At 74.6% G+C, this 18,207-nt stretch carries 16 protein-coding genes; 8 read left to right on the forward strand and 8 right to left on the reverse strand.

Annotation, left to right across the window (positions count from 1 at the left end; genetic code table 11):
* Positions 1-81: 81 nt before the first annotated feature.
* Genes dapF through BD833_RS19520 form a run of 3 tightly spaced genes read right to left on the reverse strand, consistent with a single transcriptional unit; the run spans position 82 to position 2,593 of the window.
* On the reverse strand, positions 82-954 hold the full coding sequence (gene dapF, locus BD833_RS19510; RefSeq protein ID WP_166534821.1) for a diaminopimelate epimerase: 873 nt from the start codon (positions 952-954) through the stop codon (positions 82-84).
* Positions 951-1,871 (reverse strand): tRNA (adenosine(37)-N6)-dimethylallyltransferase MiaA, encoded by a 921-nt coding sequence (miaA, locus tag BD833_RS19515; protein ID WP_208092778.1) that lies wholly within the window; start codon positions 1,869-1,871, stop codon positions 951-953. Before miaA ends, dapF begins: the two co-directional genes overlap by 4 nt.
* Positions 1,868-2,593 (reverse strand): class III extradiol ring-cleavage dioxygenase family protein, encoded by a 726-nt coding sequence (locus tag BD833_RS19520; RefSeq protein WP_166534822.1) that lies wholly within the window; start codon positions 2,591-2,593, stop codon positions 1,868-1,870. Before BD833_RS19520 ends, miaA begins: the two co-directional genes overlap by 4 nt.
* Before the next feature lie 41 nt (positions 2,594-2,634).
* Here BD833_RS19520 and BD833_RS19525 point away from each other — a divergent pair, with 41 nt between their 5' ends.
* Complete coding sequence (locus tag BD833_RS19525; RefSeq protein ID WP_166534823.1) at positions 2,635-4,239, forward strand: DUF349 domain-containing protein; 1,605 nt, start codon at positions 2,635-2,637, stop codon at positions 4,237-4,239.
* Positions 4,240-4,288: 49 nt separating this feature from the next.
* On the opposite strand, the gene miaB is transcribed toward BD833_RS19525, so the two are convergent.
* Entirely contained in the window at positions 4,289-5,767 is a 1,479-nt protein-coding gene (gene miaB / locus BD833_RS19530) for a tRNA (N6-isopentenyl adenosine(37)-C2)-methylthiotransferase MiaB (protein WP_166534824.1), read from the reverse strand.
* Between the two features lie 200 nt (positions 5,768-5,967).
* Here miaB and BD833_RS19535 point away from each other — a divergent pair, with 200 nt between their 5' ends.
* From BD833_RS19535 to BD833_RS19555, 5 genes are all read left to right on the forward strand, one after another.
* Positions 5,968-6,723 (forward strand): amino acid ABC transporter ATP-binding protein, encoded by a 756-nt coding sequence (locus tag BD833_RS19535; protein WP_166534825.1) that lies wholly within the window; start codon positions 5,968-5,970, stop codon positions 6,721-6,723.
* Positions 6,724-6,753: 30 nt separating this feature from the next.
* A complete protein-coding gene (locus BD833_RS19540; RefSeq protein WP_166534826.1) occupies positions 6,754-7,644 on the forward strand; it encodes a glutamate ABC transporter substrate-binding protein in 891 nt (296 codons plus the stop codon).
* A 95-nt stretch (positions 7,645-7,739) separates the two neighbouring features.
* Positions 7,740-8,390 (forward strand): amino acid ABC transporter permease, encoded by a 651-nt coding sequence (locus BD833_RS19545; RefSeq protein ID WP_166534827.1) that lies wholly within the window; start codon positions 7,740-7,742, stop codon positions 8,388-8,390.
* Positions 8,387-9,283: an amino acid ABC transporter permease gene (locus tag BD833_RS19550; protein ID WP_166534828.1), complete on the forward strand. Its 897-nt coding sequence runs from the start codon at positions 8,387-8,389 to the stop codon at positions 9,281-9,283. The genes BD833_RS19545 and BD833_RS19550 overlap by 4 nt, the downstream gene beginning before the upstream one ends.
* A 115-nt stretch (positions 9,284-9,398) precedes the next feature.
* On the forward strand, positions 9,399-9,863 hold the full coding sequence (locus BD833_RS19555) for a hypothetical protein (RefSeq protein WP_243737821.1): 465 nt from the start codon (positions 9,399-9,401) through the stop codon (positions 9,861-9,863).
* Positions 9,864-9,956: 93 nt separating this feature from the next.
* Here the strand turns inward: BD833_RS19555 and BD833_RS19560 are convergent, their stop codons facing one another.
* From BD833_RS19560 to BD833_RS19570, 3 genes are all read right to left on the reverse strand, one after another.
* Positions 9,957-10,643 (reverse strand): regulatory protein RecX, encoded by a 687-nt coding sequence (locus BD833_RS19560; protein ID WP_243737822.1) that lies wholly within the window; start codon positions 10,641-10,643, stop codon positions 9,957-9,959.
* Complete coding sequence (gene recA, locus BD833_RS19565) at positions 10,624-11,667, reverse strand: recombinase RecA (protein WP_166534829.1); 1,044 nt, start codon at positions 11,665-11,667, stop codon at positions 10,624-10,626. Before recA ends, BD833_RS19560 begins: the two co-directional genes overlap by 20 nt.
* Positions 11,668-11,840: 173 nt before the next feature.
* A complete protein-coding gene (locus BD833_RS19570) occupies positions 11,841-12,035 on the reverse strand; it encodes a DUF3046 domain-containing protein (protein WP_166534830.1) in 195 nt (64 codons plus the stop codon).
* Positions 12,036-12,122: 87 nt separating this feature from the next.
* Here BD833_RS19570 and BD833_RS19575 point away from each other — a divergent pair, with 87 nt between their 5' ends.
* Positions 12,123-12,233: an LPXTG cell wall anchor domain-containing protein gene (locus BD833_RS19575; RefSeq protein ID WP_166534831.1), complete on the forward strand. Its 111-nt coding sequence runs from the start codon at positions 12,123-12,125 to the stop codon at positions 12,231-12,233.
* Here the strand turns inward: BD833_RS19575 and BD833_RS19580 are convergent.
* Positions 12,211-13,557 (reverse strand): MFS transporter, encoded by a 1,347-nt coding sequence (locus BD833_RS19580; RefSeq protein ID WP_243737823.1) that lies wholly within the window; start codon positions 13,555-13,557, stop codon positions 12,211-12,213. The two genes, BD833_RS19575 and BD833_RS19580, sit on opposite strands and share 23 nt — an antisense overlap.
* An 18-nt stretch (positions 13,558-13,575) precedes the next feature.
* Between BD833_RS19580 and BD833_RS19585 the strand changes: the two genes are divergently transcribed.
* On the forward strand, positions 13,576-18,192 hold the full coding sequence (locus BD833_RS19585; RefSeq protein ID WP_208092779.1) for an ATP-dependent helicase: 4,617 nt from the start codon (positions 13,576-13,578) through the stop codon (positions 18,190-18,192).
* The last annotated feature ends 15 nt before the right edge of the window (positions 18,193-18,207 follow it).

Below are 18,207 nucleotides of genomic sequence, written 5' to 3' on the forward strand. Positions count from 1 at the left end.
TCCTGCACAGAAGGCACCTGAGTTGTCATCGTCCGGTGCAACGCTCTGCCCCGCCGGATGCATCCCGCCGCCGGGCGGAGCTCAGCCGGCGAGCCACTCCGGGCAGAGGGACCCCGTGGCCACCAGCACCGCCGGACCGCTGAGGACCGTCGTCCCGGTGGTCACCTGAACCGTCAGCCGGCCGCCGGGGACGTCGACGACGACGGTGCCCTCGGTCGCCCCGTCGGCCCGCAGCGCGGCGTACGCCGCCGCGCAGGCGCCGGTGCCGCAGCTCCGCGTCTCCCCCACCCCGCGCTCGAACACCCGCAGCCGGACGTGCGCCCCCGGCGCCAGCACGTTGACGAGCTCGACGTTGACGCCGTCGGGGAACAGCCCGGCGTCGAACTCCGGGGCCCGGGTGAGGTCGAGGGAGTCGACGTCGACGTCGGTGAGGGAGGCCAGGTGCGGATTCCCCATCGAGACGGCGAGCCCGGGAAAGCTGCGGCCGCCCAGCTCGGCGGCGCCGCGGCCGAACTCGCGGGCCGGCCCCATGTCGACCCAGTAGCCCCCGTCCGCGGCGGCGCCCACCCGGCGGGGCCCGCCCCGCGTCCCCACGAGGACGCCGTCCGCGCACGCGGCCCGGTCCAGCAGCCCCTCGGCGACCAGCGCGTGGAGGAAGAGCCGGATGCCGTTGCCGCACATCTCCGCGTAGGAGCCGTCGGCGTTGCGGTGGTCCATGAACCACTCGCAGGCGGCGAGGTCGTCGCCGAGCACCGCCGGCGCGTCGGGCACGTGCGCGCTGCGGACCAGCCGGAGGACGCCGTCGCCACCGAGGCCGGCGCGGCGGTCGCACAGCCGGCGGACCGTCGCCGCGTCCAGCCGGTCGCCGTCCCACACCCGGCCGTCGGGGTCGGGCAGCACCACGAAGTCGTTCTCGGTGCCGTGCCCGAGCAGCACGCGCGGCGAGGAGGTCACCCCTCGATCGTACGGGCGGTGATCCCGGCGGCGACGGCGTCGACCAGGTCGGGGCGGGCGGCGTCGAACCAGGTCGTCGCGGCGTCCCGGCGGAACCACGACCGCTGCCGGCGGACGAACCGCCGGGTGGTGGTGACGGTGCGCTCCCGCGCCTCCTCCGCGGTCAGCGTGCCGTCGAACTGGGCGAGCACCTGGGCGTAGCCCAGCGCCCGCGACGCCGTCGGCCCCTCGCGCAGCCCCGCGGCGGCCAGGGCCGCCACCTCGTCGGGGAACCCGGCGGCCCACATCCGGTCGACCCGCAGCGCGATCCGCCGGTCGAGCTCGGCCGCCTCCCGGTCCAGGCCCACGACGACGGCGGGGTAGTGCGGCGCCGGCGCCGGTAGCTGCGCCCGGAACGGGCCGCCGGTCAGCTCGATCACCTCCAGCGCGCGCACGATGCGCCGTCCGTTGCTGGGCAGCACGTCCGCGGCCGCCACCGGGTCGAGGCCGGCCAGCCGGGCGTGCAGCGCCGCCGGGCCGGCGGTGGCCAACTCGTCCTCCAGCCGGGCCCGGATCCCGGGGTCGGTGCCCGGGAAGTCGAGCTCGTCGAGGACCGCCCGCACGTACAGCCCGGACCCGCCGACCAGGAGCGGCAGCACACCTGCCGCGCGGAGCCGGTCGATCTTCCCGCGAGCGCGCTGCCGGTACTCCGCGACGGACGCCGGCTGCCGGACGTCCCACAGGTCCAGGAGGTGGTGCGGCACCCCGCCGCGTTCGGCGAGGTCGGGCTTGGCGGTGCCGATGTCCATGCCGCGGTAGAGCTGCATGGAGTCGGCGTTGACCACCTCGCCGCCCAGCCGCCGGGCCAGCGCCACGGCCAGCGCGGTCTTCCCGGTGGCCGTCGGCCCGACCACGGCCACGACCGGCGGGGGCGTCACGCCACCACCCAGTCCGCGACCGGGTAGCCGACGCCGAAGGGGGCCGCGTCGTGCCGCAGCCGCGCGGTCACGTGCCGCCCCGCGAACGCCGCACCGATCGCTCGCCAGGTGGGCACCCCGGCGGCCAGCAACCGCGCGCCCTCGGCCTGGTCCAGCCCGGCCAGCGCAGCGGCGTCGCCGCCGGCGAGGGCGGCGCTGACCGCGGCGTCGTAGGGAGCGGCGGCGGGGTCCAGGTAACCCGGCGCCTTCACCGTCCGGCGGGCCGATCCGTCGCCCATCGCCAGCACGCCGACGGGCGCCGGCAGGTCGCGCAGCAGCTGCCCCAGGTCGTCCGGGCCCACCCCCAGGCGGGTGCCCGGGAACGAGGCCTCGTCCAGCAGCCAGGAACCCACGGTGTGGGCGAGCGGGAGCCGGCGGCCCCCCGGGCGCAGCCAGCCGTCGAACCGCAGGGCCACGTCGACGCCGAACCCCCGAAGGTCCCCGCCGTCCCCGGGACCGAACCGCTCCCCCGGCGCCGCGCCCGGACCGACGACGATCACCACCTCCGGAGCCGCGGTGAGCAGGGCGGCCACCGCGTCGGCGCAGGCCGAGCGCAGAGCGAGGGTCTCCGGCGCGGAGCGGCCCTCCACGGCGGGGAGCAGCAGGGGCGGGCAAGGGCAGAACGCGACCGCGGCGGAGGGACGGGGGGTCCGGGGCTCGGAGCCGCCGGGATCGAGGGTCACGTCCAGCAGTGTCGCCGATGGGACGTGGGACACTGCCGGACGTGTCGAGCACGGACAACCCCGGCAACGGGGTGCAGCAGGACGCTCCGCCGATTGCGGAGACCCCCGAGACGACCGCCCCCGAGGCGGCGCAGCCCGGTGGCGGCCCGGACGCGGTGACCCCCGCGGCGGGCACCCCGGCCGCGGCGACCCCGGCGGAGGCGGCGCTCCCCGACCCCACGGGCCCGGCGCCGGAACCGGCCGCCCCCGAGCCCACCGCGCCGGAGGCGGCCACCCCGGAGCCCACCGCGCCGGAGGCGGTCCCGTCGGAACCGGCTGCCTCGGAGCCCGCGGCACCGGAGGCGGCCACCCCGGAGCCCGCCGCGCCGGAGCCGGCCGCACCGACCGCACCCGCCGCCCCGGCACCGGTGCCCGCTCCCCCGGCGGCGATCGTCGTCAGCGATCCCACGCAGTGGGGCCGGGTCGACGCCGAGGGCACCGTCTACGTGCGGACTCCCGACGGCGAGCGCGCGGTCGGCTCGTGGCAGGCCGGTGACGCCGAGGCCGGGCTGGCCCACTACGGCCGCCGCTACGACGACCTCGCCACCGAGGTGTCGCTGCTCGAGGCACGGCTGCGCGCGCACACCGGCAACCCGGCGGAGATCAAGAACAAGGCGCAGGCGCTGGCCGACTCCATCCCGACGGCCGCAGCCGTCGGCGACCTCGAGGGGCTGGCCGCCCGGGCGCGCGCGATGCTGGCGACCGCCGACTCCGCGGCCGCGGAGTCCCGGGCGGAGAAGGCCGCCGCCCGCGCCGCGCAGATCGCGCGCAAGGAGGCCCTGGCCGCCGAGGCGGAGCAGATCGCCGCGGAGTCCACCGCCTGGAAGGCCTCCGGTGACCGCCTCAAGGCGATCGTCGAGGAGTGGAAGACCATCCGCGGCATCGACCGCAAGACCGACGAGGCGCTGTGGTCCCGCTTCGCGGCCGCGCGGGACGCGTTCGGCCGCCGGCGGGGCAGCCACTTCGCCCAGCTCGACGCGCAGCGGGGCGAGGCCCGGGCCGCCAAGCAGGAGCTGATCAAGGAGGCGCAGCGGCTGTCGTCCTCCACGGAGTGGGGCCCGACGAGCGCCGCGATGCGCTCCCTGATGGACCGCTGGAAGGCGGTCCCGCGCATCGGCCGGGACGGCGACGACGACCTGTGGAAGGAGTTCCGCGCCGCGCAGGACGTCTTCTTCAACGCCCGCGCCGAGCAGGACAAGGCCCGGGACGCCGAGCAGGTCGCCAACCAGCAGGCCAAGGAGGAGCTGCTGGCCGAGGCGGAGCAGCTCGACCCGTCCAAGGACCTCCGGGGCGCCCAGAACGCGCTGCGCAAGCTCCAGGAGCGCTACGACGCCATCGGCCACGTGCCGCGCGGGGCCATGCGCCAGCTCGAGGACCGCATGCAGGCCGTCGAGCAGAAGGTGCGCGGCGCCGCCGATGCCGGCCGCGTGCGCACCGCGCCGGAGAACCCGATGGTGGCCTCCATGCGGGCCGCCGTCACCAAGGCCGAGGAGCAGCTGGCCAAGGCCGAGGCCGCCGACGACGAGCGGCGGATCGACGAAGCGCAGGCGAACCTGGCCACGCGCCGCGAATGGCTGGCCGAGGCGGAGAAGTCCGCGCGGCGCTAGCGCCACGAGCAGCGAAGGGCCCGTCCGATCCGGACGGGCCCTTCGTCGTTCAGCAGCCGGAGGCGAGGACCGGCAGCGGCGCGGGGACGCCGACCTGCGGCATCCCGAGCGAGACGCCGGGGGTCGTCGGCCGGGTGCCGGCCTCCGACGCGTCACCGGCCCGGGTCCGCCGGTGCGACAGCAGCACGCCGTCGGCGACCAGGTGGTGCGGTGCGGCCTCGGTGATCACCGTCTCGACGACGTCGCCGGGCCGGATGCCCTCGGCAGCCGTGAAGTGCACGAGCCGGCCGTCGCGGCCGCGGCCGGAGAGCCGGCCGCGCGCGGCGTCCTTGCTGCCCTCCCCCGACGCGACGAGCAGCTCGACCAGCTGCCCGATGAGCTTCCGGTTCTCGTCCCAGCTGATCTGATCCTGCAGCGCGGTCAGCCGCAGGTACCGCTCCTGGACGACGGCCTTGGGCAGCTGGCCGTCCATCTCCGCCGCCGGCGTCCCCGGCCGCTTGGAGTACTGGAAGGTGAAGGCGCTGGCGAAGCGGGCCCGGCGGACGACCTCGAGGGTCTGCTCGAAGTCCTCCTCGGTCTCGCCGGGGAAGCCGACGATGATGTCGGTGGTGATCGCCGCGTCGGGCATCGCCGCCCGGACCCGGTCGATGATGCCGAGGTAGCGGTCCTGCCGGTAGCCGCGGCGCATCCGGCGGAGCACGTCGTCGGACCCGCTCTGCAGCGGCATGTGCAGCTGGTGGCACACCGCCGGCGTCTCGGCCATGGCCTCGATGACGTCGTCGGTGAACTCCCGCGGGTGCGGGCTGGTGAACCGGATCCGCTCCAGCCCGTCGATCCGGCCGGCCGCCCGCAGCAGATCGGCGAACGCACCCCGGTCGCGGAACTCCACGCCGTAGGCGTTCACGTTCTGCCCGAGCAGGGTCACCTCGAGCACGCCCTGGTCGACCAGTGCCTGCACCTCGGCCAGGATCTCGCCCGGGCGGCGGTCCTTCTCCTTGCCGCGCAGCGCCGGGACGATGCAGAACGTGCAGGTGTTGTTGCACCCCACGCTGATCGACACCCAGCCGGAGTAGGCGGAGTCCCGCTTGGCCGGCAGCGTCGAGGGGAAGACCTCGAGGGCCTCGGCGATCTCCACCTGCGCCTCGGCGTTGTGCCGGGCGCGCTCGAGCAGCGCCGGCAGCGACCCGACGTTGTGCGTGCCGAAGACGACGTCGACCCACGGGGCCCGGCGGACGATCTCCCCCCGGTCCTTCTGCGCCAGGCAGCCGCCCACGGCGATCTGCATGCCGGGGTGGGCGTCCTTGACCGGGCGCAGGTGGCCGAGGTTGCCGTAGAGCCGGTTGTCGGCGTTCTCCCGGACCGCGCAGGTGTTGAGGACGACGACGTCGGCGTCGTCGTCCCCGGCCGCGGCGGTGTAGCCGGCCTCCTCCAGGAGGCCGGACAGCCGCTCGGAGTCGTGCACGTTCATCTGGCACCCGTACGTGCGCACCCGGTAGGTGCGGGCGGGGCTCTCGGTAGCGCTGCTCATCTCGCCATGGAGGGTACGGCGCGACGGACGGCCTCCGGCTCGTCGCCGGAACCGGGTGAGGCCGGGATGGGTCCTGCTGCACTGCCGGCCCGGCGACGTGCTCCCGGTCGCACCCCAGCGAGTGACGGGCGGCGGCTTCGTTACGCCTTCGTGATCCCACGGTGCGGGATCCGCGACCTTCCGCCCTTAGGGTCCCCAAGATGACCAGCCGTTCGAACGGAGAGCCCCTCGTCCGCCTGTCCGGCGTCAACAAGTGGTTCGGCGAGCTGCACGTCCTGCAGGACATCGACCTGGACATCGCCGCCGGCGAGGTCCTCGTCGTCATCGGTCCGTCGGGCTCGGGGAAGTCGACGCTGTGCCGCGCGATCAACCGGCTCGAGCCGATCGAGAAGGGCGAGATCACCATCGACGGCGAGCGCCTGCCCGAGGAGGGCAAGGAGCTCGCCCGGCTGCGCGCCGACGTCGGCATGGTGTTCCAGAGCTTCAACCTCTTCGCGCACAAGACGATCCTCGAGAACGTCACCCTCGGGCCGACCAAGGTGCGCAAGAAGTCCAAGTCCGACGCCGAGAAGCGGGCCCGCGAGCTGCTCGACCGGGTCGGGGTCAGCGCCCAGGCCGAAAAGTACCCCGCCCAGCTCTCCGGCGGTCAGCAGCAGCGCGTGGCGATCGCCCGGGCGCTGGCCATGGAGCCGAAGGTCATGCTCTTCGACGAGCCGACCTCGGCGCTCGACCCCGAGATGATCAACGAGGTCCTCGACGTCATGGTCGGCCTGGCGAAGGACGGCATGACGATGGTCGTCGTCACACACGAGATGGGCTTCGCCCGCCGGGCGGCCAACCGCGTCGTCTTCATGGACGGCGGCCGGATCGTCGAGTCGGCCGAGCCCGAGACCTTCTTCACCAACCCGCGGTCCGACCGCGCCAAGGACTTCCTGTCCAAGATCCTCACCCACTGACCGAGACCGTCCAGCGAGAGGACCCCAGCCATGAACTTCCGTCGTAGCGCCCTGGTGGCGACCCTGTCCGTCGTCGCCCTCACCGCTGCCGCCTGCGGCGGCGACTCCGAGGAGACCGCCACCGACGTGCCCGTCGCCGACGCCCCCGAGTTCGAGGAGGGAACGACGATGGCCGAGCTGGCCGAGGCCGGCTCGATCACGATCGGCACCAAGTACGACCAGCCGGGCTTCGGCCTGGAGACCCTGGACGGCGAGCTCGAGGGCTTCGACGTCGAGATCGCGAAGATCATCGCCGCCGAGCTCGGCATCGCCGAGGAGGACATCCAGTGGGAGCAGACCCCCTCCGCCGTGCGTGAGGAGGTCATCGAGGACGGCGAGGTCGACATGGTCGTCGCCACCTACACGATCAACGACGAGCGAGCCGAGCGGATCACCTTCGCCGGGCCGTACTACGAAGCCGGCCAGCAGATCATGGTCGCGGCCGACAACGACGAGATCACCGGCCCGGAGTCGTTCACCGAGAACCCGGAGCTCAAGGTCTGCTCGGTCACCGGCTCCACGCCGGCGGAGCAGATCAAGCAGTACCTGGCCAACGAGGCCGACCAGCTGGTGCTCTTCGACGAGTACTCGCAGTGCGCCGACTCCCTGTCGAACGGCCAGGTGGACGCCGTCACGACCGACAACGTGATCCTGCTGGGCTTCGTGTCCGAGTCCGACGGTGAGTTCAAGCTCGTCGGCGAGCAGTTCACCGAGGAGCCCTACGGCATCGGGATCGAGAAGGGCGACGTCGCCTTCTGCGAGTTCATCAACGAGACCCTCGCCGCCAACGAGGAGGCCTACGTCGCCGCCTGGGAGGCCACCGCGGGTCAGATCGAGGGCACGCAGACGCCGGAGCTCCCCGAGCCCGCCGAGTGCGTCTGATCGTCCTGTTCGACGGCGACCGGCCGGCCCGCATGGCCGGCCGGTCGCTGACGGCTGAACCGCCGCACCGTCACCGCTGGCACTGAGGGGGGTATGTGAGCCCGGTCATCGAGAACCTCGACCTGTACGTCGACGGCTTCCTGACGTCACTGAGCATCATCGTGGTCGCCATGGTCGGCTCGCTGCTGCTGGGCACGCTGATCGCGGCCTTCCGGGTCTCCCCCGTCCCGCCGCTGCGCGCCTTCGGCACCTTCTGGGTGTCGACCTTCCGCAACACCCCGCTGTCGGTGGTGCTGTTCTTCTGCGCCTTCGGCCTGCCCGAGCTGGGCATCAACCGGACGTTCTACTTCTTCGGCGTCCTGGGCCTGATCCTCTACACGTCCGCATTCGTCTGCGAGGCCATCCGGTCCGGCATCAACTCGGTGTCCGCCGGCCAGGCCGAGGCGGCCCGCTCGATCGGCCTCAACTTCTCGCAGAGCCTGCGGTTCGTGGTCCTGCCCCAGGCGCTGCGCACGGTGGTGCCGCCGCTGGGCAGCGTGATCATCGCGATGTTCAAGAACTCCGCCGTCGTCGGTGCCTTCGGCGTCGGCGGCGACCTGTGGAGCACCGGGCAGACGCTGACCAGCGCCCGGGGCTACGAGACCCTGCCGATCTTCATCGGGGTGGCGATCGGGTTCCTGCTCATCACCCTTCCGGCCGGGGCGCTCCTGCAGGTCATCGAGCGGAAGGTGGCGATCGCACGATGAGCCAGCAGGAGACCGTGCTGTTCGACGCGCAGGGCCCGAAGGCCCGTCGCCGGACGGCGATCGGCACGGTCGTCGGGGCCCTCGTCCTGATCGCCGTCGCCGTCCTGGTGGTGCTGCGCCTCGCCGGCCAGGGCCAGTTCTCCATGGAGCTCTGGGGACCGCTGATCAACCCGGGGAACGAGAACTTCGAACTGGTCTGGGGAGTCATCGGCGAGGGCATCGTCAACACCATCAAGGCCGCGCTCGTCGCGATGACGCTGTCGGTGGTGATCGGCACGCTGATCGCCGTCGCCCGGCTGTCGCTCGGCCGGTACGCCCGGATCCCGCTCATCGGCGTCGTCGAGGTCTTCCGCGGCCTGCCGGTCGTCGTCCTCGTGTACCTGTGCGTCCGCGCGCTGCCCGACGCGGGGGTCGATCTGAGCGGATTGCCGGGTGGCCAGGTCTTCTGGGGCCTGATCATCGGCCTCACGGCGTACAACATGGTCATCTTCGCGGAGGTCGTCCGCGCGGGGGTCGCTTCCCTCCCCCGCGGGCAGCGGGAAGCCGCCCTGGCCACCGGCCTCACCAACGGCCAGGCCATGCGCATCATCCTGCTGCCGCAGGCGTTCCGCATCATGCTCCCGGCGATCATCAGCCAGCTGGTGGTCGTGCTGAAGGACACCTCGCTCGTGGTCTTCGTGGCCAACTTCGACGAACTGCTGAGCCAGGGCGAGAGCATCATCCGGAACCTGGACAACCCGATCCAGACGTTCACGGTCGTCGCCCTGCTCTACATCGCGATCAACTACACGCTCGGCCGGCTGGCCCAGTGGGTGCAGGCCCGCCAGGCGCGTGGATCGACGGCGAAGGCCACCGGCGGGGACGACCTGGTGCCGGTCCGCGACGGCGCCTGAACGATCTGCACGCCGCTCCGCTGGTCTGACCAGGCCGTTCACCTCTGACCCACTCGTCCCAGCCGGGCGCGCCGCACGACTGCGGTAGGGCACGGTCGCGAGACTGGTCGGCACGATGGAGACGATGCACACGGCGGGGCGCCGCATCCTGCCCCCGGTCCCCCGGCCCCCTGCCGACGCGATCCCGCCGGCCTCCCAGACCGCCGCCCCGGCCCTTGCGGACGTCGACGCCGGGATCGACGCCGGTCAGCAGTTCGTCGCCCGGCTCCGCGCATACGGCCGGCACTTCGCGGCCGCCGCCGGCGCGGAGAGCGCCGTCGTGCGGGAGGTCGTGCCTCCCGCCCGGCACCGGCGCTCGCGCTGCCGGGTGGTGCTCCGCTACGCGGACGGCACCGAGTCCGACCTGACGTTCGTCGGCGAGCGGCGTCGCCCCGGGGGCACCGCGGGGGACGGCCTCGACGCCGACATCGCCCGCTGGCTCGCCGAGGGCCAGCTCCGCGACCCCGCCTGGCTGCTGCCCGACCCCGAGGCGCCCGACGGGCTCGCGGTCGATGTGACGGCCTGGCTCGCCACCGGCTGACCACAGCGACACGGGCGGGGGCCGGTCCGTTCCCGGGCCTGCCTGTGCCTGCGCGTCCGGGCATCCCGCCTGAGCGGGCGCCCGCTCACTCCCTCAGGGAAGCGCGCTCTCCTCGTCCAACTCCGGCAACTCCGGGACGTCGTCGGCGTCGCCGGCGAGGTCTGCCTCGTCCAGGACCTCCCGGACCACGGCCGCGGCCAGTCCCCCGCCGTAGCCCTTGCGCGCCAGCATGCCGATCAGCCGCCGGGTCGCCGTCTGGCGGTCCAGCCGGCGCATGCTCGCGGCCCGGCGTTCCACCAGCCGCCGGGCGGCCTTCCGCTCGTCGTCGTCGTCGACGACCTCCACCGCCTCGGCCGCCGTCTCCGGGTCCACGCCCTTGGCACGCAGCTCCGCGGACAGCGCCCGGCGCGCCAGCCCGCGGCCGGACTGACGGCTGCTCACCCAGGCACGGGCGAAGGCCGCGTCGTCGATCAGCCCGACCTCGGTGAACCGGTCGAGCACGGCCTCGGCCGCATCGTCGGGCACCTCGCGCTTCGCCAGCAGGTCGGCGAGCTGCTGGCGGGTCTTGGGGGCGCCGGTCAGCGCGCGCAGGCAGATGTTCCGGGCGACCTGCTCGTGATCGCCCGCATCGTCCTCCGGGGAACCGGGGGCGACGTCCGGGGTCAGGGGATCGTCGCGCCCCGGCGCCCGCGACCGCCGGCCGGCGCGGGCACTGCCCGCGCCGCGCCGACGGCTCGCCGGCCGGTCGTCCAGCACCGGGTCAGAAGTCGGGTGCGTCAACCGGCGCCGGCACCGGCGCGTCGAGCTTCGGGCCGATGCCGAGCTTCTCCTTGACCTTCTTCTCGATCTCGTCGGCCAGGTCGGGGTTGTCCCGCAGGAAGTTGCGGACGTTCTCCTTGCCCTGGCCGAGCTGGTCGCCCTCGTAGGTGTACCAAGCGCCGGACTTCTTCACGAAGCCCTGCTCGACGCCGGCGTCGACGATGCCGCCCTCCCGGCTGAAGCCCTGACCCCAGAGGATGTCGAGCTCGGCCTGCTTGAACGGCGCCGCCACCTTGTTCTTGACGACCTTGATGCGGGTGCGGCTGCCGATCGCGTCGGTGCCCTGCTTCAGGGTCTCGATGCGGCGGACGTCCAGCCGGACCGACGAGTAGAACTTCAGCGCGCGACCACCGGTGGTGACCTCCGGCGAGCCGTAGACGACGCCCACCTTCTCGCGCAGCTGGTTGATGAAGATCGCCGTCGTGCCGGAGTTGCTGAGCGCACCGGTGATCTTCCGCAGCGCCTGGCTCATCAGGCGGGCCTGCAGACCCACGTGGCTGTCACCCATCTCGCCCTCGATCTCGGCGCGGGGCACCAGGGCCGCCACGGAGTCGATGACGATGATGTCGAGCGCGCCGGAGCGGATCAGCATGTCGGCGATCTCGAGCGCCTGCTCACCGGTGTCGGGCTGGCTGACCAGGAGCGCGTCGGTGTCCACGCCGATGGCGCGGGCGTACTCCGGGTCGAGCGCGTGCTCGGCGTCGATGAAGGCGGCGATGCCGCCGTTGGCCTGGGCGCTGGCCACCGCGTGCAGGGCGACCGTGGTCTTACCGGAGGACTCCGGCCCGTAGACCTCGACGACCCGGCCGCGGGGCAGGCCGCCGATGCCCAGCGCGATGTCGAGGGCGATCGACCCGGTCGGGATGACCTTGATCGCCTGGGCGGGCTCGTCGCCCAGCCGCATGACCGAGCCCTTGCCGAACTGCTTGTCGATCTGGGCGAGGGCCATGTCGAGGGCCTTGTCGCGGTCGAGCGTTGCTGCCATGGTGCGTCACCTTCGGTTCGCGAGAAGCGGGTCGGGACCGACGCTAGGGCGAGGCACCGACAGTTTCCGGATTCCGGGCGGACTGTGGAGGAACGGCCGCCCTGTGGAAGCCACACTAGGCCGAACAGGTGTTCGATCGCCAGGCCGACACGCCGCGCCCGAAAGGCTGTGGCTCAGCGCTCCTTGGCGGGCACGTCGTAGGCCTCGCACACGGCCAGCCACACCTTCCGCACCGGCACACCCGCCTCGATGGCGTCGGCCGCCGTCCGGCCGCCGAGGTCGGCGAAGACGTGGTCACGGGCCACGCTCTGGGCACGCATCGCGCCGAACTGGTCGTCGAGCCGGGCCCAGAACTCCTGCAGTCGCACCCCTCGACGCTAGCGCGCCGCCGACGGGCCGCTCCCGTCCCCGAGCAGGGGCCCCGCTCCGCCCGGCCGGCTCCTAGACTCGGCAGGGTGATCCCCAGCACCGGCTCCGCCGAGCTGGACGCGCTCGGTCAGGTGGCCATCGTCCTGCTGCTGCTCGTCACCATCGCGCTGCTGATCAGGAACCGCCGCGGCCGCTGAGCCGCGTCGACAGCCACACTCCGGCCAGGGGCACGACCAGGGCCGCCGACACCCCGGACACCAGGCCGAACCCGCCCCAGGCGAGCAGCGGCCCGCCGACCACCCCGGCGAGCGCGGCCCCCAGGCCCATCAGCAGGTCGGTGCCGCCCTGGGCGGTGGGCCGCAGGTCGGGCCCCACGGACGCCGTCACCAGTGCCGAGCCGGCGATGAGCCCGCAGGACCAGCCGAGACCGAGCAGCAGCAGCCCGAGGGTGAGCTGGCCCGTGTCGGTGGGCCCCGCCGTGCCGGCCACCGCCGCCGCGGCCAGCAGCAGCACCCCGCCGAGCGCGACGACGGCCGCGGCGCCGATCCGGTCGGCGAGCATCCCGACCAGCGGGGAGAACAGGTACATGCCCGCGACGTGCACGCTGATCACCACCCCGATCAGCCGCAGCACCGCCCCCTCCTCGCCCCCGGCGTGGCCCATGTGGACCGGTGTCATCACCATGACGCCGACCATCACCGCGTGCGCCACCACGACGGCGGTGAGGCCCAAGCGCCCGTCCGGGGTCCCCCAGACGGCGCGGACCGCGGCGCCGGTCGCCCGGCGGGGCCGCACGCCACCACCCCCACCGCTCAGCTGCCGGGCGAGGAGCAGCGGGTCGGGGCGCAGGAGCGCGACGAGCCACGCGGCCACGACGGCGAACACCACGGCCGACACGACGAAGACCCCGCCGAGGCGGGGCAGGCCGAGCGCCTCCCCGAGCTCGGCGCCCGGAGCAGCCAGGTTGGGCCCGGCCACGGAGCCGATCGTGGTGGCCCAGACGACGAGGGACAGCGCCCGCCCCCGGTGCTCGGGCGTGGCGAGGTCGGCGGCGGCGTAGCGGGCCTGGAGGCCGCAGGCGGTCGCCGCACCGAACAGGAACAGGCCGACGAGCAGCAGCAGGAGGGAGGAGGCCGCGGCGGCCAGGACGGTGAGCACCGCCCCCGCGACGCTGATGGCGTACCCGGTGGCCAGCCCGGCGCGCCGACCCGCCGCGTCGCTGATGCGGGCCAGCGGCACCGCGAGCACGGCGGCGCCCAGCACACCGGCGGTCTGGCCCAGTCCGGCGGCGCTGTCGGTGCCCGCGACGTCGCGGGCCAGCAGTCCCCCGGCGGTGATGCCGACGGTCACGCCCAGCCCGGCGAGCGCGACGCCCCCGCCCAGCACCGCGACCGTGCGACGCTGCACCCGTTCCGCGTCGGCCGGCGCGACCGGCCGTCCCAGTGCAGTCACGTGCGCTCCCGTCCCGTGCGAGTGGTTCCCGTGGCCGGCGCCGACGTCGGCCAGCGAAGTGTCGTACACGGCGGGGACACTGTCGTCGTGCCCGACCGCCCTCCCGCCGACAGTTCCGGGAGCACGGGCGCGCTGGCCCGGTTCAGCGAGCCCACCCGCGCCTGGTTCACCGGCGCCTTCGAGCGGCCGACCGCCGCGCAGGACGGCGCCTGGCAGGCCATCAGCAGCGGCGAGCACGCGCTGGTCGTGGCTCCGACCGGGTCGGGGAAGACGCTCGCCGCCTTCCTGTGGTCGCTGGACCGCCTGGCGGCCACACCACCGGCCGACGAGCGCACGCGGTGCCGGGTCCTCTACGTCTCCCCGCTCAAGGCGCTCGCCGACGACGTCGAGCGGAACCTGCGGGCGCCGCTGACCGGGATCGGCCAGGCGGCGGCCCGGCTGGGCCTCCCCCGGCCGGAGATCAAGGTCGGCATCCGCTCCGGCGACACCCCGGCCGACGAGCGGCGCACCTTCGCCCGCCGCCCGCCCGACATCCTCATCACCACGCCGGAGTCGCTGTTCCTCCTGCTCACCAGCCAGGCCCGCGAGGCGCTGCGCGGGGTCGAGACGGTGATCGTCGACGAGGTGCACGCGGTCACCGACTCCAAGCGGGGCGCCCACCTGGCCGTCTCCCTCGACCGGCTCGACGAGCTGCTCGAGCGGCCGGCGCAGCGGATCGGCCTGTCGGCCACGGTCCGGCCGATCGAGGAGGTCGCCACCTTCCTCGCCGGCGGGCGGCCGGTGCAGGTCGTCTCCCCCGGGTCGACCAAGCAGTGGGACCTCTCCGTCGTCGTCCCGATCGAGGACATGAGCCAGCTCGGCCAGCCCACCGGCGAGCTCGACGGCTCCGCCGCGGGCAACCAGCCGCGCAACTCCATCTGGCCGGCGGTCGAGGAGCGCGTGCTCGACCTCGTGCAGGCGCACCGCAGCACGATCGTCTTCGCCAACTCCCGGCGGCTGGCCGAGCGGCTGACCAGCCGGCTCAACGAGCTGGCCTACGAGCGGGCGACCGGCGAGACCGTCCCGCCGGGCACCAACGCCGCCGCGCTCATGGCGCAGGCCGGCTCCGGCGGTGGCGTGCCCGAGGGCGTCCAGCCGGTGGCCGCCGCCCACCACGGCTCGGTCTCGCGGGAGCAGCGGGCGGTCGTGGAGGAGGCCCTCAAGTCCGGCCGGCTCCCCGCCGTCGTCGCCACCTCCAGCCTGGAGCTGGGCATCGACATGGGGGCGGTCGACCTCGTCGTCCAGGTGGAGGCGCCGCCCACGGTCGCCAGCGGGCTGCAGCGGGTCGGCCGGGCCGGCCACCAGGTCGGCGCGGTCAGCCGCGGGGTGCTGTTCCCGAAGTACCGCGGCGACCTGGTGCAGTGCGCCCTGGTGGCCGAGCGGATGAAGGCCGGCGCCATCGAGTCGATCCGCTACCTGCGCAACCCGCTCGACGTGCTAGCCCAGCAGATCGTCGCCATCGTCTCCGAGCGGCCGCGCACCGTCGACGAGGTGGGGGCGCTGGTCCGCCGCTCGGCGGCGTTCTCCTCCCTGCCGGAGTCGGCACTGCACGCCGTCCTGGACATGCTGGCCGGCCGCTACCCCTCCGACGCCTTCGCCGAGCTGCGCCCACGGCTGACCTGGGACCGGGTCACCGACACCCTCACCGCCCGGGCCGGCGCCCAACGGCTGGCGGTCACCAGCGGCGGCACGATCCCCGACCGCGGCCTGTTCGGCGTCTTCCTCGTCGGCGGCGGGGAGGGCACCGGCGGCAAGCGCGTCGGCGAGCTCGACGAGGAGATGGTCTACGAGTCGCGGGTCGGCGACGTCTTCCTGCTCGGCTCGTCGTCGTGGCGGATCGAGGACATCACCCACGACCGGGTGCTCGTGACCCCGGCGCCGGGTCAGGCGGGCAAGATGCCGTTCTGGCACGGGGACGCACCCGGCCGCCCGCTGGAGCTCGGCCGGGCGCTCGGGGCGTTCCTCCGCGAGGTCGGCTCCGCCACGCCCGAGGCCGGTCTGGAACGGGCCCGCGCCGCCGGGCTGGACGAGTGGGGCGCGGCCAACCTGGCCGCCTACCTCGCCGAGCAGAAGGCGGCCACCGGCCACCTGCCCGACGACCGCACGCTGCTGGTCGAGCGGTTCCGCGACGAGCTGGGCGACTGGCGGCTGGTCGTGCACTCCCCCTTCGGCGCGCAGGTGAACGCGCCGTGGGCGCTGGTCCTCGCCGCCCGGCTGCGCGAGCGCTACGGCGTCGACGTCTCGGCCATGCACTCCGACGACGGCATCGTGCTCCGGCTCCCGGAGACCACCGGGGAGCCGCCCGAGGCCGACCTCGCCGTCCTGGACCCCGACGACGTCGAACGCGAGGTGACCGCGGAGGTCGGCGGCTCCGCGCTGTTCGCCAGCCGCTTCCGCGAGTGCGCCGCCCGGGCGCTGCTGCTCCCCCGGCGCGATCCGCGCCGCCGCACGCCGCTGTGGCAGCAGCGGCAGCGGGCGGCCCAGCTGCTCTCGGTCGCCAGCGAGTTCGCCTCCTTCCCGATCACGCTGGAAGCGGCCCGGGAGGTCCTGCAGGACGTCTACGACGTGCCGGGGCTCATCGAGCTGATGCGCGACGTGCGGGCGCGCCGGGTGCGCGTGGCCGACGTCCAGACCGAGACGGCGTCGCCGTTCGCCCAGTCGCTGCTGTTCGGCTACGTCGGCCAGTTCCTCTACGAGGGCGACGCCCCGCTGGCCGAGCGGCGGGCGCAGGCGCTCGCGCTGGACACCGGCCTGCTCGCCGAGCTGCTGGGCCGCTCCGAGCTGCGCGAGCTGCTCGACGCCGAGGCGATGGCCGAGATCGAGGCGGAGCTGCAGCGGCTGCCCGCGCAGCGGCACCCGCGGGACGTCGACGGCGGCGGTGACCTGCTTCGCGTGGTCGGCGACCTCACCGCCGCCGAGGCGGCGCGCCGCGGCGTGCCCCAGGAGTGGCTGGACGAGCTGGTCGCGGCCCGCCGCGCGCTGCTGGTGCGCGTCGCCGGCGAGGAGCGCTACGTCGCGATCGAGGACGCCGGCCGGCTGCGCGACGCCCTCGGCACCGCCTTGCCGGTGGGCGTCCCGGAGGTGTTCACCGAGCCGGTCGCCGACCCGCTGGGCGACCTGATCGGCCGCTACGCCCGCACCCACGGCCCGTTCCAGCCCGCCGAGGTGGCCACCCGGCTGGGGCTGGGCGTCGCGGTGGTGACCGCGACCGTCCAACGGCTCACCGGCACCGGCCGGCTGGTCAGCGGCGAGTTCCGCCCCGGCGGCAGCGGCCAGGAGTGGTGCGACGCCGACGTGCTGCGCTCCATCCGCCGCCGGAGCCTGGCCAGGCTGCGCCAGGAGGTCGAGCCGGTGCCCATCGGGACGCTCGCCCGGTTCACGCCGTCCTGGCAGTCGGTCGGCAGCCGGCTGCGGGGGGCCGACGGCGTGCTCGCGGTGGTGGAGCAGCTGGCCGGCGCCCTGGTTCCCGCGAGCGCGCTGGAGTCGCTGGTCCTGCCGGCCCGGGTGCGCGACTACTCCCCGGCGATGCTCGACGAGCTGACCAGCGCCGGCGAGGTGCTGTGGGCCGGCGCCGGCGGTCTGCCGGGTGGGGACGGCTGGATCAGCCTCGTCCCGGCCGACCTGGCGCCTCTGCTGCTGCCCGAGCAGCTGGAGCTCGCCGACGAGGGGCAGCCGCTGCTCGACCTGCTCGCCGGCGGTCAGGCGATGTTCTTCCGCGGCCTCTCCGACAGCCTGGGGGCCACCGACGACACCGTGCTCGCCGACCTCGTGTGGGATCTCGTGTGGGCGGGGGCGCTCACCAACGACACGCTGGCCCCCCTGCGCACCCGGCTGGGCGGCAGGGGCACCCACCGGCGTCCCGCGGCCGCGCCGCGCGTCCGGCTGGACCGGTCCCGTGCCGGTCGCGGCCGGCTCGGCCGCCCAGCCCTGCCCACCCGCACCGGCCCGCCCACGGTCGCCGGCCGCTGGTCCCGGCTGCCCGCCCGGGAGGCCAACGCCACCCGGCGCGGCACCGCCCGGGCCGAGGCGCTGCTGGAACGGCACGGGGTGCTCACCCGCGGGGCGGTGATGGCCGAGCAGGTACCCGGTGGGTTCTCCGCGGTGTACCCCGTGCTCCGGGCGTTCGAGGACAACGGCCGGGCGCGCCGGGGCTACTTCGTCGAGACCCTCGGGGCGGCGCAGTTCGGCACCCCGGGATCGGTCGACCGGCTGCGCAGCTTCGCCTCCCCCGACCGGGCGCCGGCCGGGGCGGTCGTCCTGGCGGCCACCGACCCGGCCAACGTGTACGGCGCCGCCCTCCCGTGGCCGGAGCGCACCGTGCTGGTCGACGGCGACGCCGTCGACCTGGGCGAGGGCACCGGCAGCCGCAAGGCGGCCGGGCACCGGGCCGGGCGCAAGGCCGGCGCCCTGATCGTCCTCGTCGACGGCGACCTGGTCCTCTACGTCGAGCGCGGGGGCAAGACGCTGCTGTCCTGGACCGAGGACGAGCAGCTGCTCAAGGAGGCGGCGACGGCGCTGTCCGGTGCGGTGTCGGCCGGCGCGCTCGGCCGGATGGTGGTCCAGAAGGCCGACGGCGCCTCGGTGCACGAGTCGACCCCGCTGTCCCAGGCCCTGCAGGCGGCCGGGTTCGCCGCCACGCCCCGGGGGCTGCGCCTGCGCGGCTGATCCGGCACCGCCGCC

It is taken from the genome of Blastococcus xanthinilyticus (assembly GCF_008124835.1).
Taxonomy (GTDB): Bacteria; Actinomycetota; Actinomycetes; order Mycobacteriales; family Geodermatophilaceae; genus Blastococcus; species Blastococcus xanthinilyticus.

Coding starts and splice junctions, on each gene's coding strand:
- recA (WP_166534829.1), bottom strand. CDS start 11,667: ATGGCAGCAACGCTCGACCGCGACAAGGCCCTCGACATGGCCCTCGCC.
- BD833_RS19540 (WP_166534826.1), top strand. CDS start 6,754: ATGAACTTCCGTCGTAGCGCCCTGGTGGCGACCCTGTCCGTCGTCGCC.
- miaB (WP_166534824.1), bottom strand. CDS start 5,767: ATGAGCAGCGCTACCGAGAGCCCCGCCCGCACCTACCGGGTGCGCACG.
- BD833_RS19555 (WP_243737821.1), top strand. CDS start 9,399: ATGGAGACGATGCACACGGCGGGGCGCCGCATCCTGCCCCCGGTCCCC.
- BD833_RS19535 (WP_166534825.1), top strand. CDS start 5,968: ATGACCAGCCGTTCGAACGGAGAGCCCCTCGTCCGCCTGTCCGGCGTC.
- BD833_RS19550 (WP_166534828.1), top strand. CDS start 8,387: ATGAGCCAGCAGGAGACCGTGCTGTTCGACGCGCAGGGCCCGAAGGCC.